The sequence below is a fragment of the Profundibacterium mesophilum KAUST100406-0324 genome, assembly GCF_009835145.1.
In the GTDB taxonomy this organism is placed as follows: domain Bacteria; phylum Pseudomonadota; class Alphaproteobacteria; order Rhodobacterales; family Rhodobacteraceae; genus Profundibacterium; species Profundibacterium mesophilum.
The window spans coordinates 214,754-232,279 of sequence record NZ_APKE01000014.1 but is presented as its reverse complement, the minus strand read 5'-3'; the positions used below and the strand labels follow the sequence as shown (position 1 = coordinate 232,279).

Annotated in this window: 19 protein-coding genes; 10 read left to right on the top strand and 9 right to left on the bottom strand. The window is 67.5% G+C overall.

The features are described from left to right. Positions 1–27: 27 nt before the first annotated feature. The 5 genes from PMES_RS06125 to PMES_RS06105 all read right to left on the bottom strand — a co-directional run bounded on the left by PMES_RS06125 (position 28) and on the right by PMES_RS06105 (position 5,793). Complete coding sequence (locus PMES_RS06125; protein ID WP_159964629.1) at positions 28–831, bottom strand: metallophosphoesterase family protein; 804 nt, start codon at positions 829–831, stop codon at positions 28–30. A gap of 1 nt (position 832) precedes the next feature. Then, the gene (locus tag PMES_RS06120) at positions 833–1,948 is read right to left on the bottom strand and encodes a diacylglycerol/lipid kinase family protein (protein ID WP_159964628.1); all 1,116 of its coding nucleotides are present in this window, start codon (positions 1,946–1,948) and stop codon (positions 833–835) included. Positions 1,949–2,014: 66 nt separating this feature from the next. Beyond that, complete coding sequence (locus PMES_RS06115; RefSeq protein ID WP_159964627.1) at positions 2,015–2,812, bottom strand: metallophosphoesterase family protein; 798 nt, start codon at positions 2,810–2,812, stop codon at positions 2,015–2,017. A gap of 122 nt (positions 2,813–2,934) precedes the next feature. Beyond that, positions 2,935–4,533, bottom strand: coding sequence for a phosphoglycerate dehydrogenase (gene serA / locus PMES_RS06110; RefSeq protein WP_159964626.1), 1,599 nt, complete (start codon positions 4,531–4,533; stop codon positions 2,935–2,937). Between the two features lie 108 nt (positions 4,534–4,641). After that, positions 4,642–5,793 carry a phosphoserine transaminase gene (locus tag PMES_RS06105; RefSeq protein WP_159964625.1) on the bottom strand — a complete coding sequence of 384 codons (1,152 nt, stop codon included), beginning with the start codon at positions 5,791–5,793 and terminating at the stop codon, positions 4,642–4,644. Between the two features lie 187 nt (positions 5,794–5,980). Here PMES_RS06105 and serB point away from each other — a divergent pair, with 187 nt between their 5' ends. Further along, the gene (gene serB, locus PMES_RS06100) at positions 5,981–6,859 is read left to right on the top strand and encodes a phosphoserine phosphatase SerB (RefSeq protein ID WP_159964624.1); all 879 of its coding nucleotides are present in this window, start codon (positions 5,981–5,983) and stop codon (positions 6,857–6,859) included. A 31-nt stretch (positions 6,860–6,890) separates the two neighbouring features. On the opposite strand, the gene PMES_RS06095 is transcribed toward serB, so the two are convergent. After that, positions 6,891–7,886, bottom strand: coding sequence for an asparaginase (locus tag PMES_RS06095; RefSeq protein ID WP_159964623.1), 996 nt, complete (start codon positions 7,884–7,886; stop codon positions 6,891–6,893). A 182-nt stretch (positions 7,887–8,068) separates the two neighbouring features. On the opposite strand from PMES_RS06095, the gene PMES_RS06090 reads away from it, so the two are divergent. Both PMES_RS06090 and rlmN read left to right on the top strand, forming a co-directional pair. Further along, positions 8,069–8,599 carry an invasion associated locus B family protein gene (locus PMES_RS06090; RefSeq protein WP_159964622.1) on the top strand — a complete coding sequence of 177 codons (531 nt, stop codon included), beginning with the start codon at positions 8,069–8,071 and terminating at the stop codon, positions 8,597–8,599. A 135-nt stretch (positions 8,600–8,734) separates the two neighbouring features. Next, positions 8,735–9,913 carry a dual-specificity RNA methyltransferase RlmN gene (rlmN, locus tag PMES_RS06085; protein ID WP_159964621.1) on the top strand — a complete coding sequence of 393 codons (1,179 nt, stop codon included), beginning with the start codon at positions 8,735–8,737 and terminating at the stop codon, positions 9,911–9,913. Between the two features lie 29 nt (positions 9,914–9,942). Here the strand turns inward: rlmN and PMES_RS06080 are convergent, their stop codons facing one another. The 3 genes from PMES_RS06080 to PMES_RS06070 are packed head-to-tail and all read right to left on the bottom strand — an operon-like array spanning position 9,943 to position 12,098. Next, positions 9,943–10,371: an ion channel gene (locus PMES_RS06080; protein ID WP_201288963.1), complete on the bottom strand. Its 429-nt coding sequence runs from the start codon at positions 10,369–10,371 to the stop codon at positions 9,943–9,945. A 57-nt stretch (positions 10,372–10,428) separates the two neighbouring features. Further along, positions 10,429–11,292, bottom strand: coding sequence for an LOG family protein (locus PMES_RS06075; protein ID WP_159964620.1), 864 nt, complete (start codon positions 11,290–11,292; stop codon positions 10,429–10,431). Continuing rightward, on the bottom strand, positions 11,289–12,098 hold the full coding sequence (locus PMES_RS06070) for a glycosyltransferase family 25 protein (protein ID WP_159964619.1): 810 nt from the start codon (positions 12,096–12,098) through the stop codon (positions 11,289–11,291). Before PMES_RS06070 ends, PMES_RS06075 begins: the two co-directional genes overlap by 4 nt. Positions 12,099–12,399: 301 nt before the next feature. On the opposite strand from PMES_RS06070, the gene dapD reads away from it, so the two are divergent. From dapD to PMES_RS06035, 7 genes are all read left to right on the top strand, one after another. After that, positions 12,400–13,224: a 2,3,4,5-tetrahydropyridine-2,6-dicarboxylate N-succinyltransferase gene (dapD, locus tag PMES_RS06065; protein WP_159964618.1), complete on the top strand. Its 825-nt coding sequence runs from the start codon at positions 12,400–12,402 to the stop codon at positions 13,222–13,224. A gap of 162 nt (positions 13,225–13,386) precedes the next feature. Continuing rightward, positions 13,387–14,415 (top strand): sodium:calcium antiporter, encoded by a 1,029-nt coding sequence (locus PMES_RS06060; RefSeq protein ID WP_159964617.1) that lies wholly within the window; start codon positions 13,387–13,389, stop codon positions 14,413–14,415. A gap of 85 nt (positions 14,416–14,500) precedes the next feature. Beyond that, positions 14,501–14,755 carry a GlsB/YeaQ/YmgE family stress response membrane protein gene (locus PMES_RS06055; protein ID WP_159964616.1) on the top strand — a complete coding sequence of 85 codons (255 nt, stop codon included), beginning with the start codon at positions 14,501–14,503 and terminating at the stop codon, positions 14,753–14,755. 78 nt (positions 14,756–14,833) lie between these two features. Beyond that, positions 14,834–15,172: a DUF8846 family protein gene (locus PMES_RS06050; RefSeq protein WP_159964615.1), complete on the top strand. Its 339-nt coding sequence runs from the start codon at positions 14,834–14,836 to the stop codon at positions 15,170–15,172. 183 nt (positions 15,173–15,355) lie between these two features. Next, positions 15,356–16,498 (top strand): succinyl-diaminopimelate desuccinylase, encoded by a 1,143-nt coding sequence (gene dapE / locus PMES_RS06045; protein ID WP_159964614.1) that lies wholly within the window; start codon positions 15,356–15,358, stop codon positions 16,496–16,498. Beyond that, entirely contained in the window at positions 16,495–16,914 is a 420-nt protein-coding gene (locus tag PMES_RS06040) for a GNAT family N-acetyltransferase (protein WP_159964613.1), read from the top strand. Before dapE ends, PMES_RS06040 begins: the two co-directional genes overlap by 4 nt. A gap of 20 nt (positions 16,915–16,934) precedes the next feature. Beyond that, positions 16,935–17,516 carry a TIGR04282 family arsenosugar biosynthesis glycosyltransferase gene (locus tag PMES_RS06035; protein WP_159964793.1) on the top strand — a complete coding sequence of 194 codons (582 nt, stop codon included), beginning with the start codon at positions 16,935–16,937 and terminating at the stop codon, positions 17,514–17,516. Positions 17,517–17,526: the final 10 nt, after the last annotated feature.

Sequence of the window (17,526 nt, the reverse complement as noted above, 5' to 3'; positions counted from 1 at the left end):
CTTCGCGCCGACCGAAAGCGCGCCCCGTCAGCCGATGACCCGGTTCCAATCCGCCCCGTCGCGGCGGAAGCGCCGTTCGCTTTCGGCCTCGAACCGCGGCTCCGATCCCGCCACGTAACGGATGATGCTCAGGTTCGGACCATCGACGACCAGCAAGTTGAAGTCGTTCTCCTCTCCGCGCAGGCGGGTGGACAGGCCCGTTCCCGCCTGCACCAGCAGCACCGCGCCGCCATTCGCCTCGGAGCGGACGGGATCGGCGCGCCAGGCGTGCAGGTGGCCGCACAGGACGATATCGGCCCCGCATCCCGCCAGAACGCCGGCGGCCTTGCGGGCCCCGCGCATCAGGCGCTTCTCGGTGCCGGGGGCGTGTTCGAGCGGGTGATGCAAAGCGACAAAACGCATCCGGCGATGGCGGTTCTGATCGAAGGCCTTGCAGACCCGCTTGACCGCGCGCCCCCGGATCAGGCCGCTCTGCCAGGCGAAGGGATTGACCGTGTTGACGCCGATCACGTTGATCTCTTCATCCGACCAGTCCGGCTCGAGAGCGGGATTGATGATCTCCCGGTAGCGCGCGAAGGGCCGCAGCAACCGCACCCACAGGTTGTCGAGCGGCACGTCGTGATTGCCCGGAACCGTCAGGACGGGAGCGGTGATGCGGTCGATGAACGCGCGGGCCTGGGCGAATTGCCGGCGGCGCGCACGCTGTGTCAGATCGCCCGAAACGATCACCAGGTCGGGATCGATCTCGGTGATGGTGGCAAGAAGCGGGTCCACGAGATCCTCGCGGATACGGCCGAAATGCAGATCGGAGAGATGGATGACACGCCGCATGTCAGGCCGTCCTCCCCGAATCGTCCCGCCCCGGAACGCCATGCCCCGAATCGTTCCCGTCCCGATCGTTCTGGGCCAGACGGTCTGGCCCCGATCGCCCTGGCCCAGCGCCGCCACGCGAAGGGTCGCCGGGATCCGCACGGGGCCGCGCCGCGTGGGAGGCCGGGACCTCCTCTGCGGAAAGATCGCCGGCCAGATCGGAGCTTTCGGGCATGATGACCATCAGGGCCTTGTCGCGGAACCCGAAGCGGATCGGCGCGGTCATGCGGGCACGCTCGCCGTCGCGGGCCACGAGATGGCGCCGGCCATGCGATTCGACCTCGATCTCTGTGCCGTCGAGCAGTTCGAAGTCACGATGGCGCGTCATGCTCCGCCCCATAAGGAGGATGGCGTAGCGCAGCAGGCCCCAGCGGCTCGCGTCGGGCGACAGGAAGACCGCGAAACGCCCGTCACGGATGAGATCGGCCCCTTGCAGGTTGAACTGCTCGAGCTGGTAGGCGGAGCGGGCGACGAAGATCAGGGGCGTGCGGCGGCGATGCGTCACGCCGTCGATCGTCACCTTCATCCGGCGCGAACGCCGGAATCCCAGCAAGGTCAGCACCACCGACCAGTAGGCGGCGAGCTGAGAGCGGCCCCAGCGCTTGTAGATGATCTCGCGCTTCTGCAAGATCGCGGGGTAGACGCCGAGCGAGGCGTTGTTGAGGAAGATCTGGCCGTTGACCTCCGCGACGCGCATCGGATGCGCCGTGCCGTTCAACAGCAGATCGAGCGCCGCGCCGATCTCGAGCGGCACCTTCAGGCCGCGGGCGAAATAGTTGAACGTGCCCATCGGCAGCACGCCCATACGGGCCTCCCCGCCATGCAAGCCTTCCGCCACGCCGCAGATCGTACCGTCCCCCCCGGCGGCCACGACCGTGCCGAACCCCTCGCCGCGCGCCGCGCGGGCGGCCGCCGCGGGGGATGCGCCCCGCTTCAGATGCCGCAGCGTCACACGGTCCGAATGGCGCAGCGCGAAAGCCTCGATCTCGCTTACGAGGGCCGCGTTGCCCTGGTGGCCGGAACCGGGATTGAGAAGGATGCAGATGCGCTCGGCGATGTCTGGGCTCGGGGGCGCCATTGGGATGCTCCTGGGTGACGGTGACATGTGTCCGGAAACGAGTCCCCCCGAGGGACAGTTCCGCCATTATCGCGCCTCGGGCGAAAGTCGCGCGCGGCCTTCCGCCCCGAGCACGAAAGCTCCCTCTGGCGTCAGCGCGGCGGCGGTGATCGGGCGTCCATATCCCGCGCCGCTGTCGATATTGATGCGGTTGCCGTGATGCTCGGGCGCTTCGACGGCGGTATGGCCATGGACGACGACCGCCCCGTGATCGCGCGGATCGTCGAGGAAGCCATCCCTGATCCAGATCAGGTCCTCCTCGCTTTGCTCCTCCATCGCGGTGCCGGGCCGGATACCGGCATGAACGAAGATAAAACCAGCCTCGCGGTGCCACAGGGGGCAGCTTTCGAGAAACCGCAGATGCCGCTCGGACACCGCGTCCCGGGCCCGCGCCTGCATCTGCTGCGGGCCTGCGAGCGCACCGTTCACTCGGGCTTCGACGAGGTGCTCGACCCCGCCCTTCGGCCTGAGGAAACCGGGCGTCTCGTCGAAGACGAGCCCGTAGGAGGCGAGCGTCTGCGCGCCCCCGAGACGCGGGTTGAGCCAGCTCAGACCCGAGCGGATATTGTCGTCGTTCTCGATGCCGGCCGTGACGTAGCGCAGGAACATCCTGTCGTGATTGCCCTTGAGGCAGGTCCAGGGCCGGCCTTCCTCGCAGCCGGAGACGAGCCGCTCGATCACCTGCCGGCTATGAGGCCCCCGGTCGGTGTAATCGCCGACGAAGACGATCCGCGCATCCTGCCCGCCATCCGCCTCGATCAGCGCAAGAGCGCGCTCCAGCTCGCCGAGCTGACCGTGAATGTCGCCGATCGCATAGAGTGTCATCACCGCGCCCTTTCCATTTCTTCGGCCCCTGTCCGGCCGATTGCATGACCTAGTTTGGGTCCCCGGCACGAAAAGGGCCGGCAATGCCGGCCCCGTTCAGATCATTTCGTCCTGCGCGGTCCCTATTCGGCCACCTCGAAGCGCAGCGGGCGGATCGCCTTGAAGAGCCCCGTCTCCTTGAGCTTTTCGAGCACGGTCTCCGGGGGCTGCTCGTCAAGATAGAGAAGTGCGATCGCATCCTTGCCCCGCGTGGAACGTCCAAGGGTGAAGTTGGCGATGTTCACGTCGTTCTCACCCATCGTCTGGCCAAGCGCACCGATGATCCCGGCGCGGTCCTCGTTGGTGGTATAGAGCATGTGCTCGCCCACCTCGGCATCGATGTTGATACCCTTGATCTGGATGAAGCGCGGCTTGCCGTCCGAGAAGACGGTGCCGGCGATCGAGCGCTCGCGCTGCTCGGTGACGACCGTCAGCTTGATATAGGCTTCGAAGACACCGGTCTGGGACTGGGTCGTGGTCGCCAGATCGATGCCGCGGTCCTTGGCCATCACCGGCGCGGAGACCATGTTCACATCCGGGTTGGTGGCGCGCATCACGCCCGCCATCGCCGCGGCGTTGAGCGCGGCGGTGTTCATCTCGGCCACGGCACCGTTGTAGAGGATGTTGATCGCGGTGATCGGCTCGTCCGTCATCTGGCCCACGAAGGCGCCCAGATGGCCCGCCAGCTTGATCCAGGGCGTCATCACCTTGGCCTCCTCGGCGGTGACCGACGGCATGTTGAGGGCGTTGGTGACCGCCCCGCTCAGCAGGTAGTCCGACATCTGCTCGGCGACCTGGAGGGCGACGTTCTCCTGCGCCTCCGTGGTGGCGGCGCCGAGATGCGGGGTCACGACGACGTTCGGCAGGTTGAAGAGCGGCGATTCGGTGGCCGGCTCCTCGGCGAAGACGTCCAAGGCGGCACCGGCGACACGGCCACCCTTGAGCGCCTCTGCCAGCGCTTCTTCATCGACCAGCCCGCCGCGCGCGCAGTTGACGATCCGCACGCCCTTCTTGAGCTTGGCGATGTTCTCGCGGCTCAGGATGTTGCGGGTCTTGTCGGTCAGCGGCACGTGGAAGGTGATGAAATCCGACTTGCCCAGAAGCTCGTCCAGCTCGACCTTGCGCACGCCCAGCTGATCGGCCCGCTCCTCGCTCAGGAAGGGGTCATAGGCGATGACCTTCATCTTCAGCCCATGCGCCCGGTCGATGACGATCGAGCCGATATTGCCCGCGCCGATCACGCCGAGCGTCTTGTTCGTGACCTCGACGCCCATGAAGCGGGACTTCTCCCATTTGCCGGCATGGGTGCTTTCATTGGCCTCGGGGATCTGCCGGGCCACGGCGAACATCATCGCGATGGCATGCTCGGCGGTGGTGATCGAGTTGCCGAAGGGGGTGTTCATCACGATCACGCCCTTCTTGGACGCGGCCGGGATCTCGACATTGTCCACCCCGATGCCGGCGCGGCCGATGACCTTGAGGTTGGTCGCGGCCTCCAGCACCTTGGCGCTGACCTTGGTGGCCGAGCGGATGGCGAGGCCGTCATATTCGCCGATGACCGACAGGAGCTTGTCCTTGTCCTTGCCGATGGAGGGATCGAAGGTCACGTCGATGCCGCGATCGCGGAAGATCTGCACGGCGGTTTCGGAGAGCTTGTCGGATACGAGAACTTTGGGGGCCATCGGGCCTCTCCCTTATGTCTGGAATGTCTGGATGGCCGGAGGGCGCCCGCCCCCCGGTCCACGATGCGCCGCGCCCTGCGCCATCCGGCGCAAAGGCGGGCCGTAGGATCAGGCGGCGGCCTGCGCGGCGATCTCGGCCTCGAAGGCCCAGTCGATCCAGGGCATCAGCGCCTCCAGATCGCCGGTCTCGACCGTGCCGCCGCACCAGATGCGCAAGCCGGCAGGCGCGTCGCGATAGGCGCCGATATCGAGGGCCACGCCCTCGGCCTCCAGCCGCTTGGCCACGGCCTTGGCGAAGGCCGCGCCATCGGCGATACGCGCATCCGTGAACTTGAGGCAGACGCTGGTATTCGAGCGGGTCGCCGGATCATCGGCGAGATGCGCGATCCAGTCATGGCTGTCGACGAAATCCGCGACCACCTTGGCATTGGCATCGGCACGCGCGATCAGGCCCTTCAGCCCGCCGACGCTTTCGGCCCAGTCGAGGCAGTTGAGGTAATCCTCGACCGCCAGCATCGAGGGGGTGTTGATCGTCTCGCCCTTGAAGATACCCTCGATCAGCTTGCCGCCCTTGGTCAGGCGGAAGATCTTGGGCAGCGGCCATGTGGGGGTATAGCTTTCCAGCCGTTCCACCGCGCGGGGGCTCAGGATGATCATCCCGTGCGCGGCCTCGCCGCCGAGCACCTTCTGCCACGAGAAGGTGGTCACGTCGAGCTTGTCCCAGGGCAGCTCCTGGGCGAAGGCGGCGGAGGTCGCGTCGCAGAGCGTCAGCCCCGCGCGGTCCGCCGGGATCAGCTCGCCCGAGGGCACGCGCACGCCGGAGGTGGTGCCGTTCCAGGTGAAGCAGACATCGCGGCTCCAATCGAGCGCGGCGAGATCGACGATCTGCCCGTAATCGGCGGTATGGGTGCCGCCCTCGAGCTTGAGCTGCTTGACCGCGTCCGTGACCCAGCCCGAGCCGAACGACTCCCAGGCGACCATCTCGACGGGGCGCTCGCCCAGCATGGTCCACATCGCCATTTCGTAGGCGCCGGTATCCGAGCCCGGAACGATGCCGATGCGGTAATCGGCCGGAACGCCGAGGATGTCGCGGGTCCGCTCGATGGCGGCCCGAAGCTTGTCCTTGCCGATCGCGGCGCGGTGCGAGCGGCCAAGCGCGGCATCCGACAGGTCGGAGAGCTGGAATGTGGGGGGTTTGGCGCAGGGGCCGGACGAAAAACGCGGGTTGGCCGGCCGCGTGGCCGGGGCGTTTGGTGCCATTGCTGGTATCCTCGCAGATATATGCCCCTCGTTGGGGAGGGGTGTCCCACCGACGCAGGTAGAGCGGCACCGTGCCCGTTGCAAGGATTACTTTGCCGGTGCGCTTGGCTCTGGTCTCGGACAGGCCGGCATGATTGAAGGACCCCCGCCGCGCCACGCCGCGCCCATCCCCCGAAAGGAGCCTGCCATGTTCGCCGTGACCCTTCTTTGCGCCCCCGGCACGCGCCATCTAGACGAGGCGCTTCCGGGTGAACTCAGCACCGCGTGGGGCGGCACCGAGCCGGTCTGGCTCGCACCGGGCGAGGCGGCGGAGTTCCTCGTGACCTACAGCCCCGGCACCTTCTGGGAAGTCTGGTCGCAGCTTCAGGAGCGCGGCATCGACATCGCGGTGCAGCCCGCCGAGGGCCGCCGGCGCAAGCTGCTCCTGGCGGACATGGACAGCACGATGATCGCGCAGGAATGCATCGACGAGCTTGCCGCGATGGCCGGCATCGGCGCGCATGTGGCACAGATCACCGCCCGCGCGATGAATGGCGAGCTCGATTTCGAGGCAGCCCTGCGCGAGCGCGTCGCCCTTCTGGAGGGGCTCGAGGAGACGGTCATCGAGGAGGTGCTGGCCACGCGCATCACACTCGCGCCCGGCGGCCCCGAACTGGTGGCGACGATGCGGGCGAACGGCGCCCATGCCGCGCTCGTCTCGGGCGGCTTCACTGCCTTCACCGCGGACGTGGCGGCGCGGCTCGGCTTCGACGAGCACCGCGCCAACGTCCTCTTGGCCCGCGACGGCAAGCTCAGCGGCCAGGTCGCCGAGCCGATCCTGGGCCGCGAGGCCAAGATCACCGCGCTCGAGGAGATCTGCGCAAGGCTCGGCATCGCCGAAGCCGAGGCGATGGCAGTCGGCGACGGGGCGAACGATCTGGGAATGCTCGGGCGGGCGGGCGCCGGCGTCGCACTGCATGCCAAGCCCGCCGTGGCCGCGCAGACCGACCTGAGGATCAATTTCGGCGACCTCACCGCCCTTCTCTATCTGCAAGGCTACCGCCGCGAGGAGTTCTCTCGGCCCTGAGAAAGGCCGGGACGTCCCGCCCGTCCGGGCGCTACGGGAACCCCGCCGCGCGCCGCACCTGCCCCACCTGGAGGCCGGCGCGGTTCATGATCGGCGCATCGACCCGGCGCAGCACGGCCGGATCATCGGCCGCGAGCACCCCCAGATGCACCAGCAGCGCGGCGATGGCCGCCTCGGCCGCGCGGGTGCCGCCATCGACGATCTTGAGCGCGACGCCGAGCTTCTGGCGCGGCAGGATGGCCACGAAGACGGCCTCCGCCCCGGTCTTGACCGCCGCCGCGCCGCCCGCCGCCCGCATCAGCTCGGTGCAGGCCCGCCCCTGCCCTGCCACGAGATCGGGATGCGCGATCATCGCCCCCGTCAGACGTGCCATGGCCGCATCGCGCGCGCCCGACCCCGTGCCCGCGGCGGCGAATCGCGCCATCGCCGTGGCAAGCCCCGCGACGGTGGTCGCGAAATTGGGCGCCGAGCAGCCGTCGATGCCGTAGCCGGGGCTTTCCAGCCCGGTTACCTCCTCGAAGGAGCTGCGCACCGCCTTTTGGACCGGATGATCGAGCGCGACGTAATCGGGCCCGGCCTTGAGGTGCCGCGTCAAAGTGAGAAATCCCGCATGCTTGCCCGAGCAGTTGTTGTGCACCTGGCAGGGCGCCTCGCCCGCCCGGATCAGCGCCTCGCGCAGATCGCGGTCGCGCGGCATCTCGGTGCCGCAAAGAAGATCGTCCTCGCCCTGCCCTTGCCGCGCAAGCCAGGCACGCACCGCATCCGCATGCAGCGCCGCGCCCTCGTGACTGGCGCAGGCGAGGGCGAGCTGCGCATCCGTGAGCCCCGCGGCATCGGCGGCGCCGCTCTCGACGAGGGGAAGCGCCTGCATCATCTTGCACGAGGAACGCGGGTAGATGACGGTGACCGGATCGCCCCAACCCTCGATCACGGACCCCGAGGAATCGCAGATCGCGGCATGGCCGGCATGGACCGATTCGACGAGATTGCCGCGGGTCAGTTCGATCAGTATGGGGGGACGCGTCATGGTCGCTCTTTCGATTGGGAAGAAGATATGGCGGTTTTCTGCTGGAAGGGGTTCCAAAATCAGGCTTCTATCCGTTAAGGTCGCACCGCTCGATTGAAATTGGAACCAAGTCGTGAAAGGCCCTCCCAGAGGGGCCGTCCGGCCGGGACTTGAGGCAAAAGCAGCTGGAGGCTGTGTATCAGATGACATCCAAATTCGCACGCGCATGTGCAGGCATCGCGCTGGCCAGTGTGGCATCCACCGCCTGGGCTCAGGAAGAATCGACCAATCGCGTCGCCGTCGAGACGGCATGGAGCGTGTTCGTCGAGGACAACCCGACGGAGTGCTGGAGCGTATCCAGCCCCAAGCAGACCGTGAACACCAGGGACGGCCAGGTCGTATCGGTCCGGCGCGGGGACATCCTGCTCTTCGTGAGTTTCCGTCCCGGCTCGAACGTGCAGGGCGAGGTCTCCTTTACCGGCGGCTATCCCTTCGCCAGCGATTCGACCGTGACCCTCGATGTGGGCGGCACCAAGTTCGAACTCTTCGTCGACGGCGAATGGGCCTGGCCCGCCTCGGATGCCGATGACGCGCGCATCGTCGCGGCGCTCAAGGGCGGTGCGGATGCGACGCTGTCGGCGCGCTCCTCGCGCGGCACGCGCACGGTCGACACCTTCTCGCTCTTCGGCTTCACCGCCGCGCTCGACGAGGCCCGCAAGCGCTGCAACGGCTGAGGTCGGCACCGCCGGGCCGGAACCCCGGCCCCTGATCGACAGAAGCGGCGCTCCGGCGCCGCTTTTTGGCATTTCGTCCACGCCTCCCTTATATGAGGGGCACCCAGTCCGCATGAAACCCGAGGAAGCTGCACCATGACCGCGAGCACGCCGATCACCCAGGACGTCCTGACCCTGCCGCGCAAGGCGCCCGCGGATGGCCCGGTCAACCTCGTGGGCCTGACCCGCGACGCGCTGCGCGACGCGCTTGTCGATGCCGGCACTCCTGAGAAGACCGCAAAGATGCGCACCGGCCAGATCTGGCAGTGGATCTATCACTGGGGCGTGCGCGACTTCGATGCCATGACCAACCTGAGCAAGGACTACCGCGCCCTGCTGGCGGAGAATTTCGTCATCGCGCTGCCGCAGATCGTCTCGCGGCAGGTCTCCTCGGATGGCACCCGCAAGTTCCTCGTGCGCATCGAGGGCGGGCACGAGGTCGAGACGGTCTACATTCCCGAGGAGGATCGCGGCACGCTGTGCATCTCGAGCCAGGTGGGCTGCACCCTGACCTGCTCGTTCTGCCATACCGGCACCCAGCGCCTGGTGCGCAACCTCACGCCCGCCGAGATCGTCGGACAGGTCATGCTGGCCCGCGACGATCTTGGCGAATGGCCGGTGCCGGGCGCGCCCAAGGACGAGACGCGGCTGCTGTCGAACATCGTGCTGATGGGCATGGGCGAGCCGCTCTACAATTTCGACGCGGTGCGCGACGCGATGAAGATCGCAATGGATCCCGAGGGCATGTCACTCTCGCGGCGGCGCATCACCCTGTCGACCAGCGGCGTCGTCCCCGAGATCGCCCGCACCGCCGAGGAGATCGGCTGCATGCTCGCCGTAAGTTTCCACGCGACCACGGACGAGGTGCGCGACAAGCTGGTGCCGATCAACAAGAAATGGAACATCGCCGCCCTTCTCGACGCGCTGCGCGCCTATCCCAAGCTGTCCAATTCCGAGCGCATCACCTTTGAATACGTGATGCTGAAGGACGTGAACGACAGCGACGAGGACGCCCACCGCCTGATCGAGCTGATCCGCGGCATCCCGGCCAAGATCAACCTCATCCCCTTCAACGAATGGCCCGGCGCGCCCTACCAGCGATCCTCGAACAACCGCATCCGCGCATTCGCCGACATCATCTACAAGGCTGGCTATGCCAGCCCGATCCGCACCCCGCGCGGCGAGGACATCATGGCCGCCTGCGGACAGCTCAAATCCGCCTCCGAGCGCCAGAAGCGTGCTCGGAATCAGCCCGAGGCGAGTCCCGCCCCCTGATCGGGGGCGAGGAGGGGACAAGGGAGCGCTCAGCCGCCAAGCCGTTCGGCCTTCGACTGGTTGAGCGAGAAGAGATGGGATGCCGAGCAGCTCAGGAGCAGAAAGCCCAGAAGGGACTGCACTCCTGCCATGAAACGCAAATGGCCGGCCGGATAGATGTCACCGAGCCCGAGCGTCGTGTAATTGACGATCGAGAAGTAGTAGACATCCATGAAGTCAAGCGGCGCTTCAGCCTTGAAGGCGCCCAGATCCATGCCCTGCGCCACTTCGAACACGATGGCGAAGATCAGGGCCTCGCCGATATGCAGCAGGCCGATCAGGGTCAGCAGCAGAAAATGCCGCGTTTCCAGCGTCCGCGCCATCGAACTTACGATCGGCAGCCCGCGCGAGAGCACGAGGAAATGCGACATGCCCACCAAAAGGAAGGTGGCTGCCGTCAAGGCGATGGCTGCGAGCATGTGCGGCTCCTCCCTTTTACCGCGCGATGAAAGTCGCGCGGCGCGGCTCCTCCGGGTTCACTGGCCGTCGCCCGCATGGCGTCCCGGAACATGGTCCCGCTTGGTCTCGGGCAGCGGCCAGTTCTCCACCAGCTCCACCGCTTCCGCTGCGGTCTCCACGAAACGGAACAGCTCAAGGTCCTCGGGCGAGATCGTTCCCGCCTCCGACAGCGCGTCCCAGTTGATGATCCCGGTCCAGAAATCCTTGCCGAAAAGCAGCACCGGAACCCGGTCCATCCGTCCCGTCTGGATCAGTGTCAGCGCCTCGAAAAGCTCGTCGAGCGTGCCGAAGCCCCCCGGGAAGACGCAGATCGCCCGCGCCCGCATCAAGAAGTGCATCTTGCGGATCGCGAAATAGTGGAAGTTGAAGCACAGCTCCGGGGTGACGAAGGTATTGGGCGCCTGTTCATGCGGCAGCACGATGTTCAGGCCGATGGACTTGCCCCCCGCATCGAGCGCGCCGCGGTTGCCCGCCTCCATCACGCCGGGGCCGCCGCCGGTAACGATGACGTTCTCGCGCCCGCCGCTCTCGGCCGAGCGCAGGGTCATCAGCCGCGCGAATTCGCGCGCCTCATCATAAAAGGACGACAGGGCGGCAAGCGTCTTGGTGCGCACCTTGTCGGCATTCTCCGGGCGCGGGATGCGGGCGCCGCCGAAGAGCACGATGGTCGATGAGATATTCTCCTCGGCCATCGCCATTTCGGGTTTCAGCAATTCGAGCTGCAACCTGACCGGGCGCAGCTCGGCCCGGCACAGGAACTCGTCATCGGCAAAAGCGAGCCGGTAGGCCGGGGCGCGGGTCTGGGGGGTGTCGGGAACCGTGCGTGCGGTTTCGAAATCTTCCTGGGCCTGGCGAAAACCGCCCCGTGCATCGTCGCTCATGCGTCATTCCTGTCTATTTTGCCGCCCGGGCGGCGGGCCGAAGCGGATGGCTTGGTGCCGACCGAGCGGTCGCGCAGCCAGTTCTGCAAGCCGCGCAGCAAGTTCATGCCGCCCGACAGGCCCGAGAGCCGGTCAAGCAGCGACAGCTCGTGTATATCGGTGCGCGAGCTGCGCTGATAGGCCAGGTCGGGCACGCAGACCGCGCTTTTCAACGAAGACCCGCTCCGGCGCAACCGGCTATAGGCGCCATCCACATGCATCGGGCCGCCGGCCGGATCGCCGGGCGCACGCGACGCCAGCGCCTCGAGATAGGCCGCGGCCTCCGGGATCGCGGCATCGCGCATGGCGATGAAATGCGCCCCGACGATGCGGGTTTCGGGATCGAGAACGCGCGCCACAGGCTGCTGGGCCCGCAGATCGGTATCCTGCTGCCCGCCATAGAAGATGTCCCAAGGCTCCGCGCCCAGCGCCCGGAGGCTTTCCGGCGTCGCCGTCAGAAGGGCCGGGCCGAAATTCGCGTCATCCTCGATGATGAGGACGCTGCGCGCGCCGGCATCGCGCGCCTCCTGCAGCACCCCCAGATGGCTCAGGAAGCAGCCACGCGCCCCGATCGTGGGCCAGCCCCCCTTCTCCTCGCAGCGCACCGCGTCGAAGAAGGCGACATTGCCCTCGCCCGGCACCAGACCGATCCGCGCCAGCTGACGTGTCATGTCGCGGCGTCGATCCTTGCGGCTTGGAAGACTGATGATCCGCACATGCTCGAAGGTCGCCGCGATCCATTGCCCGGCTCCGTGTGAATGACCCATGAAAGCTCCTGTGAGGAAGCGGCACGCCCGGACCGCGTTCGATTGGACTCTCCGGATGACCGCCGGATCGGCTTGCCTTGACGGCAAAAAGGGCAAGGCGCCGTTCTGCGCGCAGCCGCACAACGCAAGGTGGCGTCCAAGGTTTCGTGCCGATTGCCGACAAATGCCCCCCGCCTCCATCTCTGCCGGTCGGACACGGACGGGCATGGACGGGCATGGACGGGCGGGGCGGGGCGATTGCACGCTTTGCCGCCAATGCCTATAGCTGCGCGAAAGACCGCGATCACAAGGAGAGGCCGCCATGAACGAACAGCTCGAAACCGCGATCGAGGCCGCGTGGGAGGCCCGCGATACGATCACGCCGGCCACCGGCGGCGAGACGCGCGACGCGATCGAAGCGACGCTGAACGCGCTCGACAGCGGCAACCTGCGTGTTGCAGAGCGCGCCGGGGACGGCACCTGGACGGTCAACCAATGGGCCAAGAAGGCGGTGCTCCTCGGGTTTCGCATCAAGGACATGGAGATGCAGTCGGGCGGCCCGCAGGGCAGCGGCTGGTGGGACAAGGTCGACAGCAAGTTCGAGGGCTGGGGCGAGAACCGCTGGCGCGAGGCGGGCTTTCGCGCCGTGCCCAACGCCATCGTGCGCCGCTCGGCCTATATCGCGCCCGGCGTGGTGCTGATGCCCTCCTTCGTCAACCTCGGCGCCCATGTCGGCGAGGGCACCATGGTCGATACCTGGGCCACCGTCGGCTCCTGCGCGCAGATCGGCAAGAACGTGCACCTGTCGGGCGGCGTCGGCATCGGCGGCGTGCTGGAGCCGATGCAGGCCGGCCCGACCATCATCGAGGACAACTGCTTCATCGGCGCACGTTCCGAGGTGGTCGAGGGCTGCATCGTGCGCGAGGGCTCGGTGCTTGGCATGGGGGTCTATATCGGCCAGTCCACCAAGATCGTCGACCGCGAGACCGGCGAGGTCTTCATGGGCGAGGTTCCGCCCTACTCGGTCGTGGTTTCCGGGTCGATGCCGACCAAGAACAACCTCAACCTCTATTGCGCGGTGATCGTGAAGCGCGTCGACGAGCGTACGCGCTCCAAGACCGGCATCAACGAGCTGCTGCGCGACTGACGCGGCAGCGCCGGGGGCGGGTCCAGCTCCGCCCCCGGCCCCCGGGCGGCCCCTCGATGCGGCATGCCGGCCCACCCTCCTCCGCGCGCCGCAGAAGTCCCCTGCGCACCCGTTCCGGGCATTCGGACTGGAACCTGCGGACGTTCCGGGCACTTGGGTGCCATGATCCAGAACCTGCCCCTCCCGCTCCTCCTCGGTGTCTTTGCCCTCGCCTGTGCGGCCGTCGTCTTCGCCTCCATCCGTGCCACCCACCTGGCGGACGTGATCGCCGATCGCACCCAGATGGGCGAGGCGATCGCCGGCGGCCTGATCCTCGGCGGCGCGACATCGCTTGCCGGCGTCGTCGTTTCCGTGGATGCCTCGCTTACCGGAAACGCCTCCTTCGCCTTCTCGAACGCGGTGGGCGGGATCGCCGCGCAGACGCTGTTCCTCGCGCTTGCGGATATCTTCTACAGGAAGGCCAATCTCGAACATGCGGCCGCCGAGCCGGCAAACCTTATCCAGGCGGTCATGCTGATCATCCTGCTCAGCCTTCCGCTGAGCGCGATCGCCGGACCGGAGCTGTCCTATCTCGGGGTTCACCCGATCTCGGTCGTGCTCTTCCTGGCTTATGTCTACGGGGTGCGCGTGGCATCGAGCGTGGCGGAGGAGCCAATGTGGCGCCCGGTGATGACCGCCGATACCCGCGCCGACGAGCCGGAGGACCCGGAGGAGGCCGACAAGCCGGTGCGCGGCCCAGCGATGCGCTTTGCCGCCCTGGTGCTCGTCATGGGCTTCGGCGGCTGGGTCATCGCGCAGGTCGGGGGATCGTTCATCACCCGTTTCGGGCTCTCCTCCAGCCTGGTGGGCTCGCTGATCACCGCCGTCGTCACCTCCCTTCCCGAACTCGTCACCACGCTCGTCGCCGTGCGGCGCGGGGCGCTGCAGCTCGCGGTGGGCGGGATCATCGGCGGCAACACCTTCGATACGCTCTTCCTCGTCGCCTCCGACGTCGCCTATCGCGAAGGCTCGCTCTATCATGCGGTCGGCACGACCGATCTTTACTGGCTGGGCACCGGTTTGCTGATGACGGCGGTGCTCCTGGCCGGCCTGATCGCGCGCCAGCGTCACGGGCCGGGACGCATCGGCATCGAGAGTGTTCTCATGCTGGTCATCTACCTCGCCGCGCTGACCGTGGAGGTCACGTCCTGAACGAAGCGAAGGAACATTATGCCCCGATGACTGTTCCCTTCGCAGAGCCGGTATGTCCGGTGACACATTGCCAAAGGGGAAGATAATGGAAGGTTTGGGCTGGATTTCGGCGATCATCGTGGGCGCGATCGCGGGCTGGATTGCCGAAAAGATCATGAAGTCCGACATGGGACTTCTGATGAACATCATTCTGGGTATCCTGGGTGCCGTCATTCTGAACGCCATCCTGATGGCCGTTGTCGGCGGAACGCTCGGCGGTTGGATCGGTCAGCTGATCATCGGTATCATCGGCGCATGCCTGCTGATCTTCGGCTACAGGATGATCCGCGGCCGGACTTGACCCCGGCATCCGGAATCGACAGGACGAAGGCGGCCTTCCGGACATTCCGGGAGGCCGTTTGCCTGCAAGGAGACCCCCATGGGCCGCGAGAACCATTCCGTCTACACGCTGCTGGTCGAGGTGGGGCGCAAGAAGGGCGACGGCTTGCCGAAGGGGGCCACCGGCGCGGCGCTGATGTGCTATGCCAGTGGCGTCGACGAGGCCGAGGCCGTGCGCGAGACGGTGGCGATCCTCAAGCAGGCCGACATGGCGCCGCTCGACGTGTCGGGCTATGGCAGCCTGCAGGACCGGCTTGACGAGGGCCACGATATCGACGATGACGAGCGCGCCCTGATGCAGCAGGCCCTCGACGAGAACTCGGTCGTGGTTGCCCAGATGACCCCCTTCTACGACGATCCGTCCAAGCGCGGCGACTGACGGACCCGCGCGGCTGCGTCCCCTCCATCCGGGCGGCGGCGCGGCAAGATGCGTCCGGGCAAGGATCACGCGCCTGCGCCCGGAGGAGGCCTTCGGGCGGGATTGCCATCGCAGGTGATTGCCCGTGATTGCCTGTCAGGGCGCATGTTTGTATGCCTCGGGTCAGCAGAAACAGGATGTTCCATGACCGCTCCGATCGATCCCGTCGCCCTGACCGCCCGCCTTGTCCGCTGCCCCTCGATCACGCCCGAGGAGGGCGGTGCGATCTCGCTGCTCGAGACGCTTCTGGGCGAGGCCGGCTTCACCTGCACCCGCACCGACCGGGGCGGGATCGCCAACCTCTACGCGCGCTGGGGTACGCAGGGGCCGGTGCTCGGCTTCAACGGGCATACGGACGTGGTTCCGGTGGGCGACCTGTCCGCTTGGACCCGTGACCCTTTCGGCGGCCAGATCGAGGACGGTGTGCTGCATGGGCGCGGGGCGACCGACATGAAGTCCGGCGTGGCCGCCTTTGCCGCGGCGGCGATCGATTTCGTGACCAACACCCCGCCCGAAGGCTCGGTGGTGCTTGCCATTACCGGCGACGAGGAGGGCGAGGGGCGCGACGGGACCCGCGCAATCCTCGACTGGATGGCACGGCATGACGAAACGCTGGACGATTGCCTCGTGGGGGAGCCGACCTGCCCCGACGAGATGGGCGAGATGATCAAGATCGGGCGGCGCGGCTCGATGACCGCCTATCTCACGGCAACGGGGGTGCAGGGGCATGTCGCCTACCCGCACCGCGCCCGCAATCCCCTTCCCGCGATGGCGCGGCTGATCGACCGGCTGGCCTCGCACGAACTGGACACGGGCACCGAGCATTTCGATCCCTCGACCCTGGCCGTCACCACCATCGACACCGGCAATCCCGCCAACAACGTGATCCCCGCCATCTGCCATGCCACGGTGAACATCCGCTTCAACGATGCCCACAGCGCGCAGGATCTGTCCGACTGGCTGCACCGGGAGGCGGAGGCCGCCGGCACGGCGGACGGGATTGCCATCACCATGCGCATCAAGGTTTCGGGCGAGAGTTTCGTGACCCCGCCGGGCCCCCTGTCCGAGCTGGTGGCGCGATCGGTGAGCCATGTCACGGGGCGGCGCCCCGTCCTGTCGACCAGCGGCGGCACGTCGGATGCGCGCTTCATCAAGGATCACTGTCCCGTGGTCGAGGTCGGCCTCGTGGGCAAGACCATGCACCAGGTCGACGAATGCGTGCCGGTCGAACAGATCGGCCAGCTCAAGGAAATCTACGGCAGGATCCTCGCGGGGTATTTCGCATGAGCCGGGTCATCGTCACCGACGACATCGCCACCTGTCATGCGCTGCGCCGCACCGTCTTCATCGGCGAGCAGGCGGTGCCGGAGCACGAGGAGATCGACGGGCGCGACGGCGAGGCGGTGCATCTCCTGGCCTTCGACGGCGCGCGGCCCGTCGGCACGGCGCGGATCCTGGTGGCCGGCAGCGTGGGCAAGATCGGCAGGGTCTGCGTGCTGCGCGAAGCGCGCGGCGCTGGCCATGGCGCGGCATTGACGAACGCGGCGCTCGCCTGGATGGCGGATCAACCGGGCATCGTGCAGGCGCGGCTCGGCGCGCAGTTGCACGCGCTCGACTTCTACGCGCGGCTGGGTTTCGTGGAGGAGGGAGAGGTCTTTCTCGATGCCGGCATCCCGCACCGCGAGATGGTGCGGACCCTGTGAGACGGGCCACCCTCGTCATCATGGTCAAGGAGCCGCGTCCCGGACGGGTCAAGACACGGCTGGGACGGGAGGTCGGGATGACCCGCGCCGCGTGGTGGTTCCGCCGGCAGACCTCCGCCCTCCTGCGCCGCTTGGACGATCCGCGCTGGGAATGCGTTCTGGCCGTCTCGCCGGATGCCGAAGGGCTGCGAAGCCGCGTCTGGCCCCCCCGCCTGCCGCGCCTGCCGCAGGGGCGCGGTGATCTCGGCGCCCGCATGGCCCGGCTGCTGCGCGGCGCGCCGCCCGGCCCCGCGATCGTTATCGGCGCCGACATCCCCGGCATCGAACGGCGGCATGTCGCCCGGGCCTTCGCCGCCCTCGGACGGCATGACGGGGTGATCGGCCCGGCGCCCGATGGCGGCTACTGGCTGGTGGGCCTGCGGCGCCGGGCAGCACCGCCGCCCGGCCTCTTCCGGGGGGTGGAATGGTCGAGCGGGACAGCCCTCGCCGACACGGTGCGCACGATGCCGCGCGACACGGCACGCATCGACACGCTGGCGGATGTCGACACGCTGGACGATCTGCGCGCGGCCGCGCGGCAAGGCCGCACCGATTGGGCATGACCCCGGCCGC

Excerpts from the sequence above, each read along its gene's own strand:
- PMES_RS06125 (WP_159964629.1), bottom strand. The coding sequence starts at position 831 with ATGCGGCGTGTCATCCATCTCTCCGATCTGCATTTCGGCCGTATCCGC.
- PMES_RS06120 (WP_159964628.1), bottom strand. The coding sequence starts at position 1,948 with ATGGCGCCCCCGAGCCCAGACATCGCCGAGCGCATCTGCATCCTTCTC.
- PMES_RS06115 (WP_159964627.1), bottom strand. The coding sequence starts at position 2,812 with ATGACACTCTATGCGATCGGCGACATTCACGGTCAGCTCGGCGAGCTG.
- serA (WP_159964626.1), bottom strand. The coding sequence starts at position 4,533 with ATGGCCCCCAAAGTTCTCGTATCCGACAAGCTCTCCGAAACCGCCGTG.
- PMES_RS06105 (WP_159964625.1), bottom strand. The coding sequence starts at position 5,793 with ATGGCACCAAACGCCCCGGCCACGCGGCCGGCCAACCCGCGTTTTTCG.
- serB (WP_159964624.1), top strand. The coding sequence starts at position 5,981 with ATGTTCGCCGTGACCCTTCTTTGCGCCCCCGGCACGCGCCATCTAGAC.
- PMES_RS06095 (WP_159964623.1), bottom strand. The coding sequence starts at position 7,886 with ATGACGCGTCCCCCCATACTGATCGAACTGACCCGCGGCAATCTCGTC.
- PMES_RS06090 (WP_159964622.1), top strand. The coding sequence starts at position 8,069 with ATGACATCCAAATTCGCACGCGCATGTGCAGGCATCGCGCTGGCCAGT.
- rlmN (WP_159964621.1), top strand. The coding sequence starts at position 8,735 with ATGACCGCGAGCACGCCGATCACCCAGGACGTCCTGACCCTGCCGCGC.
- PMES_RS06080 (WP_201288963.1), bottom strand. The coding sequence starts at position 10,371 with ATGCTCGCAGCCATCGCCTTGACGGCAGCCACCTTCCTTTTGGTGGGC.
- PMES_RS06075 (WP_159964620.1), bottom strand. The coding sequence starts at position 11,292 with ATGAGCGACGATGCACGGGGCGGTTTTCGCCAGGCCCAGGAAGATTTC.
- PMES_RS06070 (WP_159964619.1), bottom strand. The coding sequence starts at position 12,098 with ATGGGTCATTCACACGGAGCCGGGCAATGGATCGCGGCGACCTTCGAG.
- dapD (WP_159964618.1), top strand. The coding sequence starts at position 12,400 with ATGAACGAACAGCTCGAAACCGCGATCGAGGCCGCGTGGGAGGCCCGC.
- PMES_RS06060 (WP_159964617.1), top strand. The coding sequence starts at position 13,387 with ATGATCCAGAACCTGCCCCTCCCGCTCCTCCTCGGTGTCTTTGCCCTC.
- PMES_RS06055 (WP_159964616.1), top strand. The coding sequence starts at position 14,501 with ATGGAAGGTTTGGGCTGGATTTCGGCGATCATCGTGGGCGCGATCGCG.
- PMES_RS06050 (WP_159964615.1), top strand. The coding sequence starts at position 14,834 with ATGGGCCGCGAGAACCATTCCGTCTACACGCTGCTGGTCGAGGTGGGG.
- dapE (WP_159964614.1), top strand. The coding sequence starts at position 15,356 with ATGACCGCTCCGATCGATCCCGTCGCCCTGACCGCCCGCCTTGTCCGC.
- PMES_RS06040 (WP_159964613.1), top strand. The coding sequence starts at position 16,495 with ATGAGCCGGGTCATCGTCACCGACGACATCGCCACCTGTCATGCGCTG.
- PMES_RS06035 (WP_159964793.1), top strand. The coding sequence starts at position 16,935 with ATGGTCAAGGAGCCGCGTCCCGGACGGGTCAAGACACGGCTGGGACGG.